The sequence below is a fragment of the Rhodococcus sp. GB-02 genome (assembly GCF_053470465.1).
Genome location: NZ_JBPUKE010000003.1, coordinates 453,612 through 474,955, shown reverse-complemented (window position 1 = coordinate 474,955; position 21,344 = coordinate 453,612). Strand labels below are relative to the sequence as shown.

General features: G+C 64.1%; 19 protein-coding genes. 8 read left to right on the top strand and 11 right to left on the bottom strand.

Annotation, left to right across the window (positions count from 1 at the left end):
- Positions 1-17: 17 nt before the first annotated feature.
- The 5 genes from ACSW29_RS22610 to ACSW29_RS22590 all read right to left on the bottom strand — a co-directional run bounded on the left by ACSW29_RS22610 (position 18) and on the right by ACSW29_RS22590 (position 6,863).
- On the bottom strand, positions 18-2,123 hold the full coding sequence (locus ACSW29_RS22610) for a 3-hydroxyacyl-CoA dehydrogenase NAD-binding domain-containing protein (protein WP_448278349.1): 2,106 nt from the start codon (positions 2,121-2,123) through the stop codon (positions 18-20).
- Complete coding sequence (locus ACSW29_RS22605) at positions 2,124-3,344, bottom strand: thiolase family protein (RefSeq protein ID WP_448278348.1); 1,221 nt, start codon at positions 3,342-3,344, stop codon at positions 2,124-2,126.
- 161 nt (positions 3,345-3,505) lie between these two features.
- A complete protein-coding gene (locus tag ACSW29_RS22600) occupies positions 3,506-4,795 on the bottom strand; it encodes an HRDC domain-containing protein (RefSeq protein ID WP_230817211.1) in 1,290 nt (429 codons plus the stop codon).
- Positions 4,796-4,806: 11 nt separating this feature from the next.
- A complete protein-coding gene (locus ACSW29_RS22595; RefSeq protein WP_448278347.1) occupies positions 4,807-6,213 on the bottom strand; it encodes a WS/DGAT/MGAT family O-acyltransferase in 1,407 nt (468 codons plus the stop codon).
- Positions 6,214-6,272: 59 nt separating this feature from the next.
- On the bottom strand, positions 6,273-6,863 hold the full coding sequence (locus ACSW29_RS22590) for a DUF3000 domain-containing protein (RefSeq protein WP_003942604.1): 591 nt from the start codon (positions 6,861-6,863) through the stop codon (positions 6,273-6,275).
- A gap of 168 nt (positions 6,864-7,031) precedes the next feature.
- Between ACSW29_RS22590 and hemE the strand changes: the two genes are divergently transcribed.
- The 7 genes from hemE (at position 7,032) to ACSW29_RS22555 (ending at position 14,298) form a co-directional block, all read left to right on the top strand.
- The gene (hemE, locus tag ACSW29_RS22585; RefSeq protein WP_230817213.1) at positions 7,032-8,129 is read left to right on the top strand and encodes a uroporphyrinogen decarboxylase; all 1,098 of its coding nucleotides are present in this window, start codon (positions 7,032-7,034) and stop codon (positions 8,127-8,129) included.
- Positions 8,126-9,505 carry a protoporphyrinogen oxidase gene (locus ACSW29_RS22580; protein ID WP_448278346.1) on the top strand — a complete coding sequence of 460 codons (1,380 nt, stop codon included), beginning with the start codon at positions 8,126-8,128 and terminating at the stop codon, positions 9,503-9,505. The genes hemE and ACSW29_RS22580 overlap by 4 nt, the downstream gene beginning before the upstream one ends.
- On the top strand, positions 9,492-10,187 hold the full coding sequence (gene hemQ / locus ACSW29_RS22575) for a hydrogen peroxide-dependent heme synthase (protein ID WP_019748269.1): 696 nt from the start codon (positions 9,492-9,494) through the stop codon (positions 10,185-10,187). Before ACSW29_RS22580 ends, hemQ begins: the two co-directional genes overlap by 14 nt.
- Positions 10,188-10,241: 54 nt before the next feature.
- Entirely contained in the window at positions 10,242-12,518 is a 2,277-nt protein-coding gene (locus ACSW29_RS22570; RefSeq protein WP_448278547.1) for a molybdopterin guanine dinucleotide-containing S/N-oxide reductase, read from the top strand.
- Positions 12,519-12,600: 82 nt separating this feature from the next.
- Positions 12,601-13,074 carry a YbaB/EbfC family nucleoid-associated protein gene (locus ACSW29_RS22565; RefSeq protein ID WP_448278345.1) on the top strand — a complete coding sequence of 158 codons (474 nt, stop codon included), beginning with the start codon at positions 12,601-12,603 and terminating at the stop codon, positions 13,072-13,074.
- Positions 13,067-13,378, top strand: coding sequence for a WXG100 family type VII secretion target (locus tag ACSW29_RS22560; RefSeq protein ID WP_448278344.1), 312 nt, complete (start codon positions 13,067-13,069; stop codon positions 13,376-13,378). The genes ACSW29_RS22565 and ACSW29_RS22560 overlap by 8 nt, the downstream gene beginning before the upstream one ends.
- On the top strand, positions 13,378-14,298 hold the full coding sequence (locus ACSW29_RS22555) for a WXG100-like domain-containing protein (protein WP_317828529.1): 921 nt from the start codon (positions 13,378-13,380) through the stop codon (positions 14,296-14,298). Before ACSW29_RS22560 ends, ACSW29_RS22555 begins: the two co-directional genes overlap by 1 nt.
- A 55-nt stretch (positions 14,299-14,353) precedes the next feature.
- Here ACSW29_RS22555 and msrB read toward each other — a convergent pair whose 3' ends face one another.
- The 4 genes from msrB to ACSW29_RS22535 are packed head-to-tail and all read right to left on the bottom strand — an operon-like array spanning position 14,354 to position 18,461.
- Positions 14,354-14,785, bottom strand: a complete 432-nt coding sequence (msrB, locus tag ACSW29_RS22550) for a peptide-methionine (R)-S-oxide reductase MsrB (protein WP_214886482.1) — start codon at positions 14,783-14,785, stop codon at positions 14,354-14,356.
- Between the two features lie 9 nt (positions 14,786-14,794).
- Entirely contained in the window at positions 14,795-16,078 is a 1,284-nt protein-coding gene (locus tag ACSW29_RS22545; RefSeq protein ID WP_317828528.1) for a glycosyltransferase family 87 protein, read from the bottom strand.
- Positions 16,079-16,138: 60 nt separating this feature from the next.
- Complete coding sequence (locus ACSW29_RS22540) at positions 16,139-17,692, bottom strand: alpha/beta fold hydrolase (RefSeq protein ID WP_448278343.1); 1,554 nt, start codon at positions 17,690-17,692, stop codon at positions 16,139-16,141.
- Positions 17,693-17,711: 19 nt separating this feature from the next.
- Complete coding sequence (locus tag ACSW29_RS22535) at positions 17,712-18,461, bottom strand: pyrimidine reductase family protein (RefSeq protein ID WP_448278342.1); 750 nt, start codon at positions 18,459-18,461, stop codon at positions 17,712-17,714.
- A 43-nt stretch (positions 18,462-18,504) separates the two neighbouring features.
- Between ACSW29_RS22535 and zapE the strand changes: the two genes are divergently transcribed.
- Complete coding sequence (gene zapE, locus ACSW29_RS22530; protein ID WP_230817231.1) at positions 18,505-19,521, top strand: cell division protein ZapE; 1,017 nt, start codon at positions 18,505-18,507, stop codon at positions 19,519-19,521.
- Between the two features lie 12 nt (positions 19,522-19,533).
- Here zapE and ACSW29_RS22525 read toward each other — a convergent pair whose 3' ends face one another.
- Together ACSW29_RS22525 and ACSW29_RS22520 are read right to left on the bottom strand one after the other, a co-directional pair.
- Positions 19,534-20,067, bottom strand: coding sequence for a GNAT family N-acetyltransferase (locus ACSW29_RS22525; RefSeq protein WP_003942603.1), 534 nt, complete (start codon positions 20,065-20,067; stop codon positions 19,534-19,536).
- Positions 20,068-20,134: 67 nt separating this feature from the next.
- The gene (locus ACSW29_RS22520) at positions 20,135-21,331 is read right to left on the bottom strand and encodes an MFS transporter (protein WP_230817233.1); all 1,197 of its coding nucleotides are present in this window, start codon (positions 21,329-21,331) and stop codon (positions 20,135-20,137) included.
- Positions 21,332-21,344: the final 13 nt, after the last annotated feature.

Here is a 21,344-nt window from a genome sequence, read left to right as displayed (position 1 = left end):
CGGGTCTATCGACTTTCTCAGACGCTGGCAACACCGGGCGCGAGGAAGCGCTTGCCGTTGACAGCCTCGGAGGTACCGGTGCGGTCCAGGTACGGCGTGATACCGCCGTTCCAGAATCCGAATCCGCCGCCGAGCAGCAGGCAGAGGTCGATGTCCTCGGCCGCCGCTACGACGCCCTCGTCGAGCATGATCTGAATTTCCTCGGCGAACGCGCGACGTGTGCGCTCTAGGACCTCTTCCGAGGTGGACGCCTTGTCCCCCTGCGGCCACAGTGCGGCAACCTCGGGGTCGACGGCCTGACCGTTCTCGCCCCAGGTCCACACGCCGGGCTTGCGGGCCTCGACGAGTGCTTCGAGTCCGGGTGAGCTCTTGAACCGGTCCGGGTACGACTCCTGCAGGGTCTCGCCGGTGTGTAGTGCCACTGCGGGTCCGACGAGGGCCAGCAACGTGAACGGCGACATGGGCATACCGAGTTCTGCGATCGCATTGTCTGCGACGTCGAAGGGGGTGCCTTCGTCGACAGCGGACATGACCTCACCCAAGGTGCGGGTGACGAGGCGGTTGAAGACGAATCCGGCCTTGTCGCCGCAGAGGACGGCGGACTTCTTCAGCGACTTCGCGGTCGCGAAAGCCGTTGCGAGAGTTGCGTCGTCGGTCTTCTCGCCCTTGATGATTTCGAGGAGGGGAAGCACGGCCACCGGGTTGAAGAAGTGGAAGCCCACGACGCGCTCGGGATGCTCGAGCCCGGACGCCATCTCCGTGATGGAGAGAGAGGAGGTGTTGGTCGCGAGGATGGTTTCGGGAGCGATGAACTGCTCGAGTTCCGCGAAGACCTTTTTCTTGACGTCCATGTTCTCGAAGACGGCTTCGATGACGAAGTCGGTCTTGGCGAACGCGGCCTTGTCGAGCGAGCCGGAAACGAGTGCCTTGAGGCGGTTCGCGGCGTCGGGGGACAGGCGTCCCTTGCCCTGGAGCTTCTCGATCTCGGTGTGGACGTAGCCGACACCCTTGTCGATGCGCTCCTGGTCGATGTCGGTCAAGATGACCGGCACCTTGAGCTGGCGGACGAAGAGCAGCGCGAGCTGGCTGGCCATGAGGCCGGCACCGACGATGCCGACGCCGCTGACCCTGCGAGCGAGTGAGCGATCGGGTGCTCCGGCGGGACGCTTGGCGCGCTTGTTCACCAGATCGAAGGCGTACAAGCCAGCACGGAGCTCGTCCGTCAGCAGGAGGTCGGCAAGAGCCTCGTCCTCGGCCGCGAAGCCCTTGTCGAGCGAAGCGGCATCGGTGATGTCGGTGCTGCGAGCCAGTTCGAGCAGCTCGACGGCCTTGACAGCGCCGGGTGCATTGCCCTTGGTCTTGCCGTCGACGATCGCCTTCGCGCGAGCGATCGCGTCGTCCCAGCCCTGGCCACGATCGATCTCGGGGCGAGCGGGGGTGACGGTGCCGGCCAGGACCTGCGACGCCCAGGCGAGGGACTGCTCGATGAAGTCGGCAGAATCGAGAACGACGTCGACGACGCCGAGTTCGAGTGCCTTCTTGGGGGAGAGCACCTTGTTCTGGTTCAGCGAGTTCTCGATCACCACGGTGACGGCGTTGGACGGGCCGACCAGGTTGGGGAGCAGTTGCGTTCCGCCCCAACCGGGGACCAGACCGAGGAATGCTTCTGGAAGGCCTAGCGCGCCCGCGTTGGCGGCAACCGTGCGGTAGTGGCTGTGGAGGCCGACTTCGAGGCCGCCGCCCAGGGCGACGCCGTTGATGAAGGCGAACGTGGGAACTGAGGACTCACGTAGGCGTCGGAACACCTTGTGGCCCAAGCGGCCCAGCTCGAGTCCCTGCTCACGCGAGGTGATCGCGGGAACACCCTTGAGGTCCGCGCCGGCGGCGAAGATGAAGGGCTTGCCGGTGACCGCGACGGCAACCGGGTTGGCGGCAAAGGCTTCGTCGAGGGCAGCGTCGAAAGCTGCGAGTCCGCCGGGACCGAAGGACGACGGCTTGGTGTGGTCGAAGCCGTTGTCGAGGGTGATCAGTGCAAACGGGCCCTCGATACCGGGAACCGAGATGATCTTGGTGTAGGCGTTCGTGACGACCTCGTCGGCGAATGCTGTTGCAATATCAGACATTTAGTTGACTCCTGCCTGGTAGTCAGCGTGGTTCGGGTTCTCCCAGATGACGGTGCCGCCCATACCGAGGCCGATGCACATGGTGGTCAAGCCGTAGCGCACGTCGGGGCGTGTCGCGAACTGGCGGGAGAGCTGCGTCATCAGGCGAACGCCCGAGGAAGCGAGAGGGTGTCCACACGCGATGGCGCCGCCCCACTGGTTGACGCGTGGGTCGTCGTCGGCGATTCCGTAGTGCTCGAGGAACGCGAGGACCTGGACGGCGAACGCCTCGTTGATCTCGAAGAGCCCGATGTCCTCGATCTTCAGGCCGGTGCGGGCCAGGAGCTTCTCCGTGGCGGGAACCGGGCCGATGCCCATGACGGCGGGGTCGACGCCCTGGTAGGCGAACCCGACCATGCGCATGCCGACCGGCAGGCCGAGTTCTGCTGCGGTGTCCTCACCGGCGAGCAGGGCGGCGGTGGCGCCGTCGTTGAGTCCGGCGGCGTTACCGGCGGTGATGCGTCCGGCCGGGCGGAACGGAGTCTTGAGCTTGGCAAGATCTTCGACGGTGGTTCCGGGGCGCGGCGGCTCGTCCTCGGTGGCCAGACCCCAGCCCGCGGAACTGCGAGTGGCGACGGGGACCAAGGTGTCGGCGATGAAGCCGGCCTTCTTGGCAGCTTCGTACTTGTTCTGGCTGCCGACGGCGTATGCATCCGTGCGTTCCTTGGTGATGGTCGGGAACCGGTCGTGCAGGTTCTCGGCGGTGTTACCCATCACGAGGGCGCTCGGATCGACCAGGCGGTCGGCGAGGAAACGCGGGTTGGGGTCTGCGCCCTCACCCATCGGGTGGTGGCCCATGTGCTCGACGCCACCGGCGATCACGACGTCGTACTGGCCGAAGCCGATGCCCGACGCGGTGGTGGTCACGGCCGTCATCGCGCCGGCACACATACGGTCGATGGCGAATCCGGGAACAGTTTCGGGGAGACCGGCGAGGATCGCAGCGGTGCGGCCGATGGTCAGGCCCTGGTCACCGGTCTGCGTCGTGGCTGCGACGGCCACTTCGTCGATCCGCGCGGGATCGAGCTGCGGATTGCGGCGAAGCAGCTCACGAATCGCCTTGACGACGAGATCGTCTGCGCGCGTCTCGGCGTACATGCCTTTCGGGCCGGCCTTGCCGAACGGGGTACGAATGCCGTCGACGAAGACGACGTTGCGTTGGTTGTTTGTGGATGGAGCCACGCGAATTCCTCCTGATGGAGCTGCCCACCACTCCGAAGTGCGGTGAGACGTTGGTTCGGCGATCACGGCCAGGCGTCCGGCCTCGTATCGAGCGTACTACTGCCCATTACTGACCGGTAACTTAACGTGCCGAATTGCTCCAACCCCACACCGGGGTCAGCTCAGGATTCTGGTTCTTCCTCTTCGGGCTCGGCCGGGACCACGGAGTTCAGAGCCTCGGCGAGGACGGCAACCGTCAAAGTGCGTTGCCAGCCACGTGCGCCGCCGGAAGTGAGCTTGGTCTCGATTGCACTCTCGACTTCGGCGATGTCCGAGTCGGGTTCCAATTTCCAGTCCCAGCACAGGCGCCTGACCAGGTCGGGTTGGAGCAGATTCTCCACCGGTACCGAAACCTCTTTGCTCAGATCCGACAGTGCTGCGCGCGCCGCCGTCAACCGGTCGGCTGCCGCCGGATCCTGGCGGGCCCAGCGACCGGCGGCCGGTGGCCCGACGATCGGCGGAGTCTTCGGTGGAAGCTCACTGTCGGGGAGCCTGCGCGCCGCTTCCAGTGCGTCCATCCACACGCGTGAATAACGGCGCTGACGTGGTCCGCCGAAGACGGGAAGTGAGCGGAGCGCGTCCAACGACTGAGGATCTTTGAGAGCGGCATCGATGATGGCGGAGTCAGGAAGAACCCGACTCGGCGACACGTCGCGCTTGCGTGCGAGATCCTCACGTGCCTGCCACAGCGCCCGTACCGCCGCCAACTGACGGGTGGTCTTGAGTGAGGTGATGTGCGACGTACGACGCCAACGGTCAGGCTTGGGCTTGGGCGGGCCGGCCAGACGGATGTACTCGAACTCTTCCTTCGCCCACTCGAGCTTGCCTTGGGATTCGAGTTCGGCCTCCATCGCGTCGCGCAGCTCGAGAAGTACTTCGACGTCGAGGGCGGCGTAGTTCAACCACGCGTCCGGCAGTGGGCGCGTCGACCAGTCGGCAGCGCCGTGCCCCTTGCGAAGTTCCACCCGCAGGGTTCGCTCCACTATCGCGGCCAGCCCGACTCGCTCGAAACCCGCCAGTCGTCCGGCCAGTTCGGTGTCGAAGAGTTCCGCCGGTGTCAGGCCCAATTCGGCGAGGCCGGGGAGATCTTGATCCGCAGAGTGCAACACCCATTGCAACGGATTGATCGCCTCGGCCAACGGCTGTAGATCCTGCGCCGTCGGAATCGGATCGAGCAGGAACGATCCTGCGCCTTCGCGTCGGAGCTGGATCAGGTACGCCCGTGCCGAATAGCGGAATCCGGATGCCCGCTCGGCGTCCACGGCGAGCGGGCCGTGGCCGGAAGCCAGCGCGGCTGCGGCGCCCGCGACGCCGGCGGCAGTGGTGATGACTTCCGGAACTCCGTCACGAGGTACGAGCAGCGGAACTACGTCGGAGGTGGGCTCGGTAGCATCATCGGTGACTTCGGACATGGTCACTGACTCTACGTCGCAGTGGGGACAGTGGTTGTCACCTCAGCCTCGAACAGTTCGTCGAGAGCTGCCCCGAAACCTTGCGCGAGCTGGTCTAATTCGGGTGCCAGATCAGAGCAACTGACAATGCCGACGTCGAGTTTTCCGTCGAGCGACATCACCGTCACGTTGAGGCCCGCCCCGTGAAAGATCGGACCCAGTGGGAACATTCCTTTGATCTGCGCGCCCAGGAAGTAGAGCGGGACCGGCGGCCCTGGCACGTTGGAGACCACCAGGTTGGACACGACGGGGTGACGTTCGGCAAGTTTGAGTGACGAGTACACGCGCATGGCAGCGCCGAACACTGCCGGCGATGCGAACTGCGACCAGTCTTGAAGCATGTTCGCCCCCAGTGCTTCGTTGTGGTTCTTCGAGGTGGCGTTGTAATCGCTGATCGCGTGCAGGCGTTCGACCGGATCGGCGATCTGGGTGCCGAGTTGCGTGAACATGCCCGAGATCTGGTTCGTGCCCGGCCGATCGGATTTGCCGTGGACAGACACCGGCACCATGGCGACGAGGGAATCCTCCGGCAGTTCGTCCCGGTCCTCCAGATACTTACGCAATGCTCCGGCGCAGAGCGCGAGAACCACGTCGTTGACCTTCACTCCATGACGGTCTTTGACGGCTTTGACCTTCGCGAGATCGAGCTGGCTGAACGCGACGTTGCGGTGACCGGTGATAGCGCCGTTGAACGAGGTTCGCGGCGCGGTGAACGGTGCAGGCATGGCTTCACCCTTCCGTGCGCGCGTCACCCACTTGGGAAGCATGGCGATTCCGCCGGGAACTAATCGGGCAATTCGTGCGGGCCGTGCAATCACGGCCATGAGCCCACCGATCGCGATGTCCAGCGTTCCCGCGTCGCCCGCGCCCTGAGCGTCGGGGTCCACCAAGGCTGCTGAATCCGGTTCGAGGCTGCATAGCTGAGCCAGGATGTTTGCGCCGGTTATGCCGTCAGCGGCGCTGTGATGGATCTTCGACATGACCGCGATCTGTCCGTCGGCGAGTCCCTCGATGACCCACATCTCCCACAGCGGACGCGACCGATCCAATGGCTGGCTGGCGATGTGCCCGGCAAGTTCCGCCAGTTCCGCGCGGGTGCCTGGCGCGGGTATCGCGGTCCGATGGCAATGCCGCTCGATGTCGAAATCGTGATCGTCGACCCACACCGGGTAGTCCAGATTGAGGCGCGAATCCTTGAGCTTGCGCCGGAAGGTCGGCATGGTCGCCATCCGCGAGTCCAACTCGCGAAGCAGCTTCCGGTAGTCGTAACCGCCCGGGATGGTCGTGGGGTCGAGCAGGACAAGTCCACAAACGTGCAATAGCTGGGTCGGTGTTTCCAAGTAGAGGAAGGTCGCGTCGAGTCCGCTGAGACGTTGCATGACTCATTTTAGAACAGGTTCTAGTATTTTCCGGTGAAATGTTCAAACGAGTAGCGGAGTCAGTCGTTCTGCCGCGACAGCGTGGTTATCCCGGCGGGAGGAAGTCCCGCGGCATAGGCGAGAACTTCACAGAAAGCCTCGACGTGGTGAGCCAGTTCGGACGAAGTTGCAGTCCAGGACGCTCGGAGTTCGAGCTGATGGGCTCGGGGCGGCCCGGCAATGTCGCCGTAACGCACCGATGTCGTGGCCGTGACCGTGCCGCCCAGGGCGACAAAAGGTTCCGGCCCCGCTTCCAATGCGTCCACCAGCCAACTCCAGGCTACTTCGGGAAGTAGTGGATCCGCGGCGACAGCTTCGTCGAGATCGGCCTGAATATAGGCGACCAACCGCATGGTGCCGTTCCACGCCTCGTCGCCGTCCGGATCGAACAGCAGGATGAGGCGGCCGAAAGCGTCACCTTCGGACTGCTCTGCCACGACGTCGGAGTCCGGATGCAGCACCTCCGCCCCCACAGCGTGGCTGTACGGAGCGAGACGTTGCGGCGGACGGATGGGACCGACCTCTATCTCGGGCCGAACCCGCGCAGCGGTCATCGCCTCCACGGCGGCACGGAACTCGGCCGGGTCGGCTGTCGATCCGGATGTCGTCACAGGTCAGGACGTTAGTCGGGGATGCGGGCGGGTAGGTGGAGGCGCGCCGACCGAGAGTGGCTCGGGTGTGGGGGCGCTCACGAACCGCTCGGGTGTCCGATCCGGAGTGTGGGGCATGGCAGCATTGAGTCGATCGAAGACACACGTTGGCGGAGAGCGCGAGGACTGATGAGCGGGTTGGACAACATGAATTCAGGCACCACCGGGTCGGCGGAATACAGTGCTCGGCGAGTTTTGCCCGACGCACCGTTGCTTGCCGCGGCGACCGGACGCACTCCGAGTCGACGGCCGGTGTGGTTCATGCGCCAGGCCGGGCGTTCGTTGCCCGAGTACCGCGAGATCCGCGCGGGGATCGGCATGCTGGAATCATGTTTCGATCCGGCGCTGGTCTGTGAGATTACGATGCAGCCGGTGCGCCGTCACGACGTGGACGCGGCAATCCTGTTCTCGGACATCGTTGTTCCGCTCAAAGCCGCGGGAATCGATCTCGACATCGTTGCCGGCGTCGGACCGGTGGTTGCCAATCCGATTCGCTCCGTCGCCGACGTCGCAGCACTCCCGCGTTTGGTCCCCGAAGAGGTAGGCGCAATCGCGCAGGCCGTTCGGCTTCTCACCGCCGAGTTGGGCTCGACTCCGCTGATCGGTTTTGCCGGAGCGCCGTTCACGTTGGCGTCGTATCTGGTCGAGGGCGGTCCGAGCCGGAACCACGAGAAGACCAAAGCGCTCATGCACTCCGACCCGAAGACCTGGCACGCGTTGCTCGGAAGCTTGGCCGACACCACGATCTGCTTCCTGCAAGCGCAGCTCAAGGCAGGTGTCGACGCAGTCCAGTTGTTCGACTCGTGGGCTGGCGCACTCTCGCTGGCCGACTACCGGGAATTTGTTCTCCCGCATTCCGAGCGCGTATTCGCCGAGGTTGCCGCTGCCGGCGTTCCGCGCATCCACTTCGGTGTCGGAACCGGTGAACTCCTCGGCGCGATGGGGGAGGCCGGCGCCGACGTCGTGGGTGTCGACTGGCGAATCCCGCTCGACGTCGCGGCTGGTCGTGTCGGTCCGGGCAAGGCGCTGCAGGGCAACCTCGATCCCGCCGTCCTGTTCGCCGGACCCGAGGTGATCGATCGCGAGGTACGACGGATCGCCGCCGAAGGGGATCGCGCGATCGAAGCCGGTGCCATCGGCCACATCTTCAATCTCGGCCACGGCGTACTTCCCGACACCGATCCCTCGGCGATCACCGCGGCGGTGGAGCTGGTGCACTCGCTGTGACGACCACTCGGCCGTCGGTTGCGGTGATCGGAGGCGGAATCTCCGGTCTGGTTGCCGGGTACCGGCTTCGCCGCAGCCTGGGTTCCGATGCCGACATCACGGTCGTCGACGACTCGCCGCGACTGGGCGGGAAGCTGCGAACAATCGATCTGGGCGGCGGCCCGATCGACATCGGTGCCGAGGCGTTCATCGCCCGTCGGCCCGAGGTTCCTGCGCTTCTCGCCGAGCTGGGACTGACTGATCAGATCGTCTATCCCGCTGGCCTGAGCCCGTTGATCTGGTCGCAGGGCTCACTGAATCGGTTGCCCACCGGAACCCTGATGGGAATCCCGGCGTCGGCGGAGTCGGTGCGAGATCTTGTCGACGAGCAGACTCTGGCGCGCATAGCGGCCGAGCCGGACGTCCCGTTCGAGTGGACCCGCGGTTCCGATTGCAGTGTCGCCGAATTGGTTTCGCAGCGATTCGGTGATCAGGTGGTCAGCCGATCGGTGGATCCGCTTCTGGGTGGGGTGTACTCGGGGCTGGCGGAGACCATCGGTGTCCGCGCAGCACTACCGACGCTCGCTGCGGCGCTCGATGCCGGGGCTCAGAGCCTCACGGATGCAGTCGCGGCTGCGTTGCCGACGCCTGCACCCGGACCGGTGTTCGGAGCGCTCAGGGGCGGTTACGGTGTCTTGCTCGATGCGCTGTGGGAGGCCGCCGACGCGAAGTTCGTCCGCGGAGAGGCTTCAGGGTTACGTCGGGACGGGACGGGTTGGAACGTCGATCCGCTCGGCAGCGTCGACGCGGTCATTCTGGCGGTCCCGGCGCCGCGTGCAGCGACGCTGTTGGCCGGAGTTGATCCGAAGATCGCGAGGATCGCTGCGCGGATCGAACTGGCGTCGTCCGCGGTGGTGGCGCTCCGGCTGTCCGGCAAGGTCGATCTTCCGCAGAATTCGGGGATTCTTGTTGCCACCGACGCCGACCTGACCGCCAAGGCGTTCACGTTGTCGAGTCGAAAATGGACGCACCTCGCTGATCGCCGAGAGCATCTCGTTCGGGTGTCGTTCGGCCGATTCGGTGCATCGGAGGTCGTCGACCGGCCGGACGGGGAACTGATCGATCTCGCGCGGGCCGATCTCGAGGTCGTGACCGGAATCACCGAGAGGCCAGGAGCCAGCTTCGTCCAGCGGTGGCACGGAGGTCTTCCCCAGTACGCCCCAGGTCACACGGAAATCGTGGCTGAAATCGAGTCCGAGATGACGCAGTTCGACGGTCTCGAAGTGGCCGGGTCATGGCTGCACGGCGTCGGGGTTCCGGCGTGTGTCGCAGTCGGCACGACGGCGGCTACACGGATATTCGAGCGAGTGGCACGATGGACGCATGGCACGCCTTGATTTCGACAAACTGAACTCTGAAATCCGATACCTCATGTTCTCCGTGTTCCAGGTGGAACCCGGTGTGCTGGGCGATGATCGGGAAGCTGCGGTCAAGGACGCCCGCTTGTTCTTCGAGGGTCTCGAAGACAAGGGCGTCGTGGTTCGCGGCATCTACGACGTCGCCGGCTTGCGCGCCGACGCGGACTTCATGATCTGGACCCACGCGGCCAGCATCGAGGAGCTGCAGGCCGCATACGCGGATTTCCGTCGCACCACGGTCCTCGGACAGGCGAGTGCCCCGATCTGGAGTAACTCGGCGGTGCACCGCCCCGCGGAGTTCAACAAGAGCCACGTGCCCTCCTTCATCGCGGGTGAGGATCCGGGCGACTACATCTGCGTCTACCCGTTCGTCCGCTCGTACGAGTGGTACCTGCTCCCCGACGAGGAGCGTCGCAAGATGCTCGCCGATCACGGTATGGCTGCTCGTTCGTACAAGGACGTTCGCGCCAACACGGTCCCCGCCTTCGCTCTGGGGGACTACGAGTGGATCCTCGCGTTCGAAGCACCCGAACTCATTCGTATCGTCGACCTGATGCGTGATCTGCGCGCCACCGAAGCTCGCTTGCACGTTCGCGAAGAGGTGCCGTTCTTCACCGGGCCGCGCGTGGACATCGAGAAGTTGGTTCTTTCCCTTCCCTGATCTACCTCGAAAGTAATTTCTGTGACAACTGCACCGAACCGGCGTCGTCAACACATGTCCCATTGGGGAATGTTCACCGCCGAGTCGGTCGCCGGCGAGGTGACCGCAGTGCATCCGTACGAGGGTGATTCGAATCCTTCGCCGATGCTCGGGAACCTCGCCGGTTCGGTGCGCAGTCGAGCTCGCGTTTCGGGCCCGGCGGTGCGCCGAGGTTGGCTCGAGAACGGACCGGGTCCCAGCGACCAACGTGGAGCCGACGAATTCGTCTCGGTCTCCTGGGACGAGCTGACAGAACTGCTCTCGCGTGAACTGCGTCGCGTGGTCGACACACATGGAAACAACGCGATCTTCGGTGGCTCGTACGGCTGGGCCAGCGCCGGTCGATTCCATCACGCGCAGAGCCAAGTTCACCGATTTCTGAATCAGCTGGGTGGATACACCAAGTCGGTCCACAGCTACTCGCTCGGCGCCACCGGCGTCATCATGCCGCGTGTGGTCGGAACGCACTGGAAGATCTTCGCGCGCTCCACGTCGTGGGACGTCATCGCGAAGCATTCCGATCTCCTCGTCTCGTTCGGGGGCGTGCCGATCAAGAACACCGGCGTCAATGCCGGTGGTACGAGCGATCATCCGACGCTCGGGGCGCTCGACGCGTTTCGGGCCCGCGGCGGAAAGATCGTTTCGTTCAGTCCGCTGCGTGACGATGTCGATGGCGACTGCGAGTGGGTCGCACCCGTTCCGGGAACCGACGTGGCGATCATGCTTGCACTGGCTTTTGTCCTGGCGTCGGAGAACTTGCACGATCGCGAATTCCTGAACCGCTTTTGCGTCGGCTACGAACGCTTCGAGGAATACCTGCTCGGACGGACCGACGGAGTCCCCAAGGATCCCCGCTGGGCGCAGAAGGTCTCGGGGGTGCCTGCCGAGTTCATCACCGACCTGGCTCGGAGAATGGCGTCGGGCCGGACGCTGGTGACCGTCACGTGGTCGTTGCAACGCATCAAACACGGTGAGCAAGCGCCGTGGATGGGCGTCACACTTGCAGCGATGCTCGGCCAATTCGGTCTTCCGGGTGGCGGTTTCGGGCACGGCTACGGTTCGATGAACGAACCCGGTCTAGCCCCGGTCCCGTACCCGTTGCCGACATTTTCCCAAGGTCTGAATCCGGTGTCGGATTTCATACCGGTAGCCGCGATTTCCGATCTGCTGCTCTCGCCCGGGGAGGAGTTCGACTACGACGGCCGACGCCTGACCTATCCCGACATCCGGTTGGTCTACTGGGCCGGTGGCAATCCCTTCCATCACCATCAGGATCTCCCGCGGCTGCGACGCGCGTTTGCACGGCCGGACACGATCGTCGTTCACGATCCGTACTGGACGCCGATGGCTCGCAGCGCCGACATCGTTGTCCCGTCGACCACCTCGCTCGAACGAAATGACCTGAGCTGCACTCGAAACGACCCGCTTCTGGTCGCGATGCAGCAGGTCGTTCCACCTTTCGAGAACTCGCGTGACGACTACGACACGTTTGCCGATCTGGCTTCTGCGCTCGGATTCGGGGAACAGTTCACCGAGGGGCGATCCTCACAGGAGTGGATCGAGCACCTCTACAGTCAATGGCGGCCGTTTGTCGATGCAGACGGCGGCAACACGCCGACGTTCGAGGATTTCTGGGCAGACGGGCACTACCGGATGCGAACCGAAGACAACCTCGTGCTCTTCGGCGACTTCCGTGAGGATCCCGAGAAGTATCCGCTCTCGACTCCCAGTGGGAAGATCGAGATCTTCTCCGAGACGATCGAGTCCTTCGGCTACGACGACTGCGCCGGCCATCCGCGCTGGTACGAGCCCGACGAGTGGTTGGGTGGCCCGCGTGCCTCGCAGTTCCCGCTTCACCTGATCGCCAACCAGCCCAAGTCGCGGCTGCACAGCCAACTCGATCACGGCGCTGCAAGCCAGGCGTCGAAGATCCAGGGACGCGAGCCGATTCGTATGCACCCCGATGCAGCGGCCGCGCGCGGCGTGTCGGCCGGAGACGTGGTGCGCGTGTTCAACGATCGCGGGGCGTGCCTTGCTGGTGTGATCGTCGATTCGGATTTGCGGAGCGATGTCGTCCAACTGTCCACCGGTGCGTGGTACGACCCGCTCGATCCTGCCGATCCCGACGCCATGTGTGTGCACGGCAATCCCAACGTTCTGACACCGGACATCGGTACGTCGTCACTTTCGCACGGCTGCACTGGACAGCACGTTCTGGTGCAGATCGAGAAATTCGAAGGGGCCCTGCCGCCGGTCAAGGCGTTCGACCCGCCGGTGCTTCGTTCGCGCTGACGGAACCGATCGGCCACCTCTCGCGTCGAACCTCGTGAGCGCCTGAATCAGGTGCCACGATCGATCGAAGGTGGGGGCCATCGTGAGTGCAGCGGATGTTGGTTCGATGCGGGGGCAAGTAGAAGTTCTTCGGGCCCAGATAGATTCGATGCAGGACGTTCTGTTGGAGCGAACGCGATCGCTGGCGGGCTTGCAGGTGAGGATCACCCGATCCACGGCGAGCGCGCGTTCGAGTGACGGCTGCGTGGAAATTGTCGTAGACGCTTCGGGGGCAGTTGTGGGAGTCACCCTGTCGGGGAGTTCTTACGGCAAGCATTCGGCGGCAGCGTTGGGGAATCTGATTCTGGCTACGGCCACGTCTGCGGCAGAAGACATGCGCCGACAGGTTGTCGAGATGACGAAGCCGTTCACGGAGGCGGCCAGAATCGACTTGCCGGACCTGGTTCCGGGTGTGCTCGGATTGCGCGAGATTCTCGAGCCTCGTCCGACGTCTGTACCGGTCTCCGGCGACGAACGCTGGGACCGCACCGTTCTGAGGAGCTCCGGCAATGTCTGAACTGGGTGTGGACGTAGCCGCGATGAAAAGTGCTGCACCAGCCTTCGAGGTGGTCGCTGCCGATCTCGACGAGGCGCGGAGCGCTCTCGACGCAGTGGTCGCCGCCGAAGAGGGTTGCTGGGGAGGCGACGAGTTCGGAACCGCATTCTCGGGCGCATATGTTCCCGGTTCGGCGTCAGCGGTCGCTGGGATGACGCTGGTCGCGGGCGCGCTGCGCGAATTGACCGCCACGCTGATCGAGATCGCCGATCGTTTCGAATCGATCGACTCCTCGCTCGCCGACGACATGGCGGGTGGGCTCTGATGGGACTCGAGATTCCGGGATGGTTACAGGCGGTTGCGTCGGTCGCGGTGGGTAGCGACTGGCCGCAAGGAGACGAAACGGCACTGTGGCGATTGGGGGATGCCTGGTCAGGTGCGGCTGATCGGATCGAGGCTTCGGCCGCTGCCGGTGGTTACGGATTGCAGGCGGTACTGGCATCGATCGACGGTCAAGCCGGCGACTCGTTGTCTCGGTATTGGTCGGAGGCCGGGGGAGTTGCGGAGGTCTTCGAGCGGTTGTCCTCTGCTGCAGCCGAACTGGGCCGGTCGTGCACCGATACAGGCACGGACATCGAGTACACCAAACTGTCGATCCTCGCGGCGCTGAGCGCACTGGCGCTCGAGATTGCGGCCATGGTGGCGGCCGCTGTCCCGACGTTGGGTGTCAGTGCCGCCGGGGTCGTGGCGGCTGAGGTGGCAACAACCCTCACGGTCCGAATGTTGTTGCAGCAATTGTTGATGCGAGTGATCGAGGCCGCGGCAGTGGAAGCTGCGGCAGCCGTCTTCTCAGGTCTCGCCATTCAACTGGGTCAGATGTCGATGGATCACCGCCGGTCGATCGACGGTGGCAAGGTCGTGACCGAAGGACGCGACGGTTTCATCAAGGGACTCGCGAACGGAGGATTGAAGACGACGCCGGATCGTGTCGGGCCGGACCCGAACCCGCTTCCGACCGGTTCGAGGTTGCAGCAAATCGCGCGAGGCGCCTTCGACGACGCGGTCTCGGGAGCGTCCGCTGCGATCGTGACGAAGGAGGTCACGGGCGGCGACGCCTCACTGACGGACATCACGTCCGGCGCGATCGGTGGCGGGATCGGTTCCGTCAAAGACGGTCTTGTCGCTCGCAACGAGGACCTGAATGCGGCCGGTCTGAGCCTGACTGCGCTGAACTGGGACTTCTGAGTCGAAGTCTCGAACCGTGGGCTACTCCCGTACCACGGGGTAGCCCACGGACTGCTTACTCAGCAGGCTTGAGTACCAGCGAGATCGAGTTGATGCAGTACCGCTGATCGGTCGGCGTCGGGTATCCCTCGCCCTCGAAGACGTGGCCCAGGTGGCTGTGGCACTTCTTGCAGATGACCTCGACGCGGCGCATCCCCAGTGAGCTGTCTTCCTTCAGGATCACGGCATCCGAATCCGCCGGATCGAAGAAGGACGGCCACCCGCAGTGCGATTCGAACTTCTCGGTGCTGCGGAACAGTTCGGCTCCGCACGCCCGGCAGGAGTAAACACCTTCCGTGGTGGTGTCGGTGTATTCGCCGACGAAGGGGCGTTCGGTGCCGGCTTGGCGCAGAACCGCGAACTCCTCCGGACTCAGCTTTTCGCGCCACTCGCTCTCGGTGTACGTGACCTCAGGTGTGCTGTCGATGCCATCGTGTGAAGAACTCATGCCTCCACGCTAATGCTTTGTCGCCGTTTCGGCTTCGTCGGCAGGTGAGACGGTATCGAGTGGGGGATCGAGGAGGTACGCGGGATCGATTCCCCGATCCAAGCGGCCCTCTCGACGCGCGACCAGATACCGGTATCCGAGGACACAGAAGATCACGATCAGCAGAAGGCTCCAGCCGAGGGTGCTCTTGGTGTATTCGGCGGCCCGGCCGAAGGTCGGCCAGCGGTTCGACCACCAGCTGTCGAAAGTCATGAAGCCGTAGACGGCGAGCCAGGCGGGCCAGTTCCGCATGACCGAGTTCTTGAGCACCACGGACATCAGGAGCGGGAGCAGCATCATCGAGTAGTACATCTGGCCGAGCGAGGGCAGCAGGAACGATGCGGTCATGATCACACCGGTTGCGGTGGTGAGGAAGAAGAGTTCGTCGTTGCGGTAGTAGCGGTACAGCAGCCACAGAGAGACTGCGACCATGGCGGCGAACACGACGCGAAGCAGCAGGATCAGCCACTCGGGCAGACCGAAGTAAGCGCCGTTTCCGACAATCGAACTGTTGAAGTAGTCACGCGATTCGAGTAGGTACGGCACGGTGCGGCGGACGAAGTCCATCGGATCCGACGCCAGTGGCCACGCAACGACGGTGAGAATGAACGGGATGCCCAGGGCGGTGACGAACACCTTCCACTGGCCGCGAACGAGTGGCAGTAGGAGCAGCGGCGCGAGAGTGGGTTTCACTGCGATGGTGAGCCCGATCGCGGCGCCGGCCCACAGATCCTTCTTGCGCATCAGCAGCAGGAGGAAGGCAATTTCGCCGAGCAGCACGAGACCATTGATGTTGGTGAACACCAACGTGTTGGTGACCGTCTCCGACATGAAAGCACCGAGCACGAGAATCGGCGCCGCAATGGAACTGATCGTCAGGTCGAACAGGCGCAACAGCAGGTAGAGAGCCACGAGGACGGCGACGGCATTGACACCGATGAACAGCCACCGCGAGCGCTCGGGATCGAGGATCGCCAGCGGCGCCATCAACAACGAACCCGATGGTGGGTACAGGTAATGGGGGTCTACCGAGTTGAAATCTGCGGTGTAGACGTCGCGCCCGTTCCAGAACGCCAGCGCGGCGTTGTAGACCGGTCGGAAGTCATCGGTGATGGCGCCGTTGACTGCGGTCACGATGACACGATTGAGCACTGTCATCACGGCGATCGGCCACAAAACGAAGTTGACGACTTGTTGGGTTGTCCGCCCGGTACGCGGCTCGAGCTGTCGAAGGAACACTTCGGCACGGTACACCGGAGCAGGGTGTGATCGGGGGATGCACCCCTTTTCGGTCGTGGTGGACGAGCGCCCGAGTCAGGCCGGGCACACGCTTCCGTTGCTGGGCAGGGAGGCGTCGGTGAGGTATGCCCTCATCGCCTGCTGAGCGCACGTGGATTGCGCCGCGGGGTGACCCGCACCCTGCCAGTCCAGGGTTGCGAAGCGCGACCCCGCGTTGGTCACGACGCCGGTGACGGTCGAGAGTCCGGAGTTCCCGACGGCCGGGTCACCCTGACCGCTCAGTACGAGGACGGCGGGCTTCAACTGGTTGGGCAGGGGAGAGTTGGCGGTCGACGGCCAGCTGGCGCATGCGAGCAATCCGAGCGCGGCTTCTCGACCGAATACCGGATAGTTGGTGCTCCACGTGTCCGCCAGTTCGCGGACACGCCCGATCCCCGGCCATTGCATGCCGTCGGTGCACCGTCCGATGAACTGGCCGTCGCCGTCCACCTCGTTCTCCGCCCGGGCTGCGCGCTCTCGAATCGGCGAAGCATTTCCGGTACCGAGCGCAGTCAGAGCGTCGGCGAGTGAGCGGGTCTCTTGCTCACGATTGGTTCCGGCTGTCCACAGGCTCGCCGAAATCGCGTTCGACACTGCAGCGGCGGACAGTGGCTGGAATTCATCGGCCCGAGCGCGCTCCATCAAGTCGGTGATCGCTTTTTTCGGATCAGGTCCGAGCGAGCACCCCAGCGCCACACATCGCTGAGCAAACGCGGTCAATGCCGCTTCCTCGCCCTGCACGCGGCTCTCGGCTTCGGTGGCAGCGTCAGTGGCTACAGGAGCGGGAGAATCGAGGATCAATCTCGCGAGGTTGTTCGGGTGGGCTGCCGCATAGCTCAGCGCGATGTCCGAGCCGGACCCTGCAGACCACAGAGCGATGGTCTCGACGCCCCACCGAGTGCGCAAGGCGTCGATGTCCTCGGCTGCGGAGTCGGCGCCGAACTTCAGTTCTTGAGGGTCGAGGTAGTCCGTGCAGGCAATGGTTGCGTCGTGACCGAGGGCCGCGACAGCATCGGCCGCGTCACCGGTGGTGTCCGAGTCGAACTGGCCCAGATCGTGAAGTCCGCGCCGAATCTCCGGCGTCATGCAGTCGATTGCGGTGGACCTGTCGATTCCGCGGCGATCGAGGGCAACCACGGGATGTTCTGCGAGAACCGTCGTCAAGCCGGATGCGGCGAGCATGGCGAGCGAGTTTCCCGACGAACGGTCGGTGCCGGATGTGAACACGATCGGATATGCGTTGGCAGGCGTCGACGACGTGCGAGCGCGGGTCAACCCTGCAGTGAAGTTGCCGTCGATCGCGCCGGTCACGTCGATGGGAGCACTGAATTCTGCGCATTCGAGGATGACTCCGGCGCTCGACGCTGCGAGAGCCTGGTCGGCGAGTGACGTGCCGGTGCAGTCTCGCCACGGTAGGTCGTCGGTCGGGACGCCAGGGACAACCGGCGGCGCATCGGGCGACGGGCCCTCGCTCTGGGCCGGGCTGCCGTCGGTACGGCCTTCGACCGCGACGGCGGGCCGAAGCGACGGTCCGGCGCCGCACGCACAACACGTCGCGAGGACGACGGCCATCAAAGCAACTCTGCGCATGCCGACCAGAGTGCCAGGTTCACCGACGTGGCTGCTGACGAACCCATCGAGTGATGATCGTGCCGTCCGAATCGCCGAGGATGTGCGCGGGGCGCATGGCTGTGGGCATTGCGTTGGGGGAGAGTGAGATTCGGCCGACTTTGCTGCCCACCAGTTGAGGCGAAGTGGTGATGCAGAGTTCGTCGACTGCATTGTCCTCGATCAACTGCCCGAAAAGTGACGGTCCGCCCTCGCACAGCACGCGACGGAGATTGCGAACCGACAAGGCCCTGTCGATGTCGCCGCTGCTGACGTTCGGCGAGTCCGTCACCTCCACCTGCGCTCCGGCAGATCTCAGCGCCGAAATCGCCGCGGAGTTCGCGTCGCGACCGACAACAAGGATCGGTGGAATTTCGGTATCCCGCACGAGTCGACTGTCAGGGTCGATCGACGCGTGCGCCGAGACGACCAGTATCGGTGGCACCGGAGCGAGGCCGCCGGCCGTGCGTCGGGCCCGGGCTGCGTCCGAGATCTGCACACCCCCGTAGTTCTCGGCTCGCGCAGTGCCTGCGCCGACCACGACGACGTCACAGAGTTCGCGCATGATCCCGAATACCGACTTGTCCGCAGGTGTGCCCAGTCCGCCGCTCACTCCGTCGACGGAGACGCACCCGTCGATGCTGGAAACGAAGTTCACACGCATCCAGGGTCGCGAGAGATTCTCCGGATAGGCGTACAGGCTGCGGAGTTCGTCCTCGTGGCCTGGTGTGAAGTAGGTCGCAATATCCATACGGTGCACATGAGAGATCACATCACGTAGATACCCTTGACGGATGCATGAACGTCTTGTCGATCGCAGCCCGGTGGTACCCGCCGATCAACTGGTAGCTCAAATGGTGCCTCCCGCAATGTTCGACGAGGTGAGTTTTGCGTCCTACATTCCTGATCCGAAGGAACCGAGCCAGGCAGCTGCTGTCGCCAAGGCCGAGGAATTCTCCAAGCGCGTCACCAAGATCCGTAGTGGTGGACGCCGCGGACTGTTCGGCAAGAAGACCCAAGCGACCGGCGCCGGCCTGTACCTCGACGGTGGATTCGGTGTCGGTAAGACGCACTTGCTGGCATCGATCTTCCACAGCGTTCCGTCGCCGAAGGCGTTCGGAACCTTCGTCGAGCTGACACACGTCGTCGGCGCTCTCGGCTTCAACAAGGCCGTCGAAGCGCTCGCCGACCACAGCGTTCTCTGCATCGACGAGTTCGAGCTCGACGATCCGGGCGACACCATGCTCGTCTCCCGCCTCCTCTCGGAGCTTTCCGCGCGCGGCGTGTCCATCGTTGCGACGTCGAACACGCTTCCCGGCCAGCTCGGTGAGGGTCGCTTCGCCGCTCAGGACTTCCTGCGTGAGATCAAGAAGCTCGGTTCGATCTTCGAGACGATTCGCGTCGACGGCCCCGACTACCGTCACCGTGACCTCCCGCCCGCACCGGAGCCCGTCACGTCGGAGGAGTTGGTTTCTCGGGCCGACGCCATCGACGGTGCCACACTCGACGACTTCGACGAGCTGTGCAAGCACCTCAGCACACTGCACCCGTCGCGGTACAACAAGCTCGTAGAGGGTGTGAAGGCAGTCTTCATCGACGGCGTTCACCCCGCAACGGATCAGTCCGTAGCACTGCGCATCGTGGTTCTCGCCGACCGCTTGTACGACGCGAGCATCCCGGTCACCGTCTCCGGCGCACGCCTCGACGAGATCTTCACTCCCGAGATGCTCGCCGGTGGGTACAAGAAGAAGTACCTGCGCGCTACCTCGCGTCTGCTCGCACTTTCTCGTTTCGAGGTCGCGGCCGGCTGATCGGCACGCCTGTCAGCTGACGGGGCGCTCCATCACGAAATCGTGGTGGAGTTGTGCGCCCACGAGGAAAGTCTTTGTGCCGACCTGGGTGAAACCGTGCTTGGCGTAGAACTTCTGGGCACGCAGATTCTCCTGATTGACACCAAGCCAGATTCCGGCACTTCCGCTGCGTCGTGCGTGGTCGACGACGGCGTCCATCAAGGATGCTGCCGCGCCGGTCCCGTGGTTACCCGGAAGCACGTACAACTTGCTCAGTTCCGTCGTCGGGCGAAGAGTCACAGCAGCTTTGACGTCCGGGTCGGCGGGCTCGTCGTCGACAAGCATCGCGTAGCCCACGATCGAACCGTCGCGAATGACCTTGAGAACGGTTCGCGTCGGATCGGTCAGGTACTCGGAGAACTTGTCGACGGAGAGAACGTTGTCGATGAAGGCGCTGATGTCGTCGTCCGACGCGTCCGGCGGACATGCCAATGGAAATGTCACCGCTGCCACGTCGGCGATTGCTTCGGAATCCCAGATTCCGGCCCGGTCAACGGTGATCGTCACGTCAGCTTCTACCTCTCGCGCACACAGTTCGGTCGATCAAGTACACCACTTTCCTGGAGCGCAATGCTCAAGCGGCGTTCTCGGTGACCGGAGTCTTGGCTCGTTTCGGCGCGAACGCGGGAGCAAGAACTATCAAGATCGCACAGAACGCCAACGGAATCAGGAACCCGATCCGGAGGTCACTGAAGGCAGCGACTGCGCCGACGATGCCGCCACCGACCACGGTGCCGACGTAGTTGAAGAGGTTGATGCGTGCGATGACCGCGTCGACCTGATCCGGGGGCGCCATCCGGCCGGCGGCGCTGAAGCAGATCGGAGCGATCACCGGTACCCCGAGCCCGACGATGAGGAAACCGGCGATGGCAACGGCGGGTGATTGCGCGAGGACAACGACTGTCATACCGACTACGCCGATGAGAGAGCCGATCCGCACGACGGTGATCTCACCGAACTTCCCGACCCAGTAGTCGCCGGTCAGTCGTGCGATCAGTGCGGCGATTTGGTACGCCGCCACGGACAGGGCAGCGGTCCCGGCGTCGGCGAGCAGTTCGTCCTTGACGTAGAGAGTCGACCAGTTTCCGACGCTGAAGTCGATCGCATAGAACAAAGCCATCGCGATGCCGAGGAGGACAAAGGCGCGGGTAGGGACGGTGAACTTCGCGGTGCTCGTGATGTTTGCATCGGCAACCGGAGACTCGGACCGATCCAACAGTTGCGGGCCGAAGGCCAGAAGCATCAGTCCGACAACGACTCCCGCGATCACCTGCGTCACGCGGATCGAAATCTCGAGACCTGCGGTTGCTGAGATGAAGAGAGCGCCGACAATCGCTCCGACGCTCCAGGAAGCATGGAACGAGGAGAGAATGAAGCGACCCTTGGCGTGTTGAATCGAGACCGCCTGCATGTTGGCGGCTGCGTCGACCATGCCGAGTCCGATGCCGTAGATCGCCAGGAAGACGAAGAACATCGCCGCATTGGGTGCAATTCCCGTTGCCCCGCCGAAGACTGCGATGACGGCGAGTCCGGTTCGCAGAGTCATCTTGCTCGACGTCCGCACCGCCAGCATCTCGGCGAGCACGCTGCCGAGGCCGGCGATGACGGACACAGTGACAACCGCAACCACCACCAGCGTCTCGCTCAGCTCGAACAAGTCCTTGTACTGCGGAAGCTGCGTCAGAATGGCGGCGAGTAGAAATCCTTGAAGTCCGAAGGCCACCGAAGTGGCGATCCGGGCCCTCGTCAGGGTGCGGGTGTTATCCGTCATCAAGCAGGGCCTT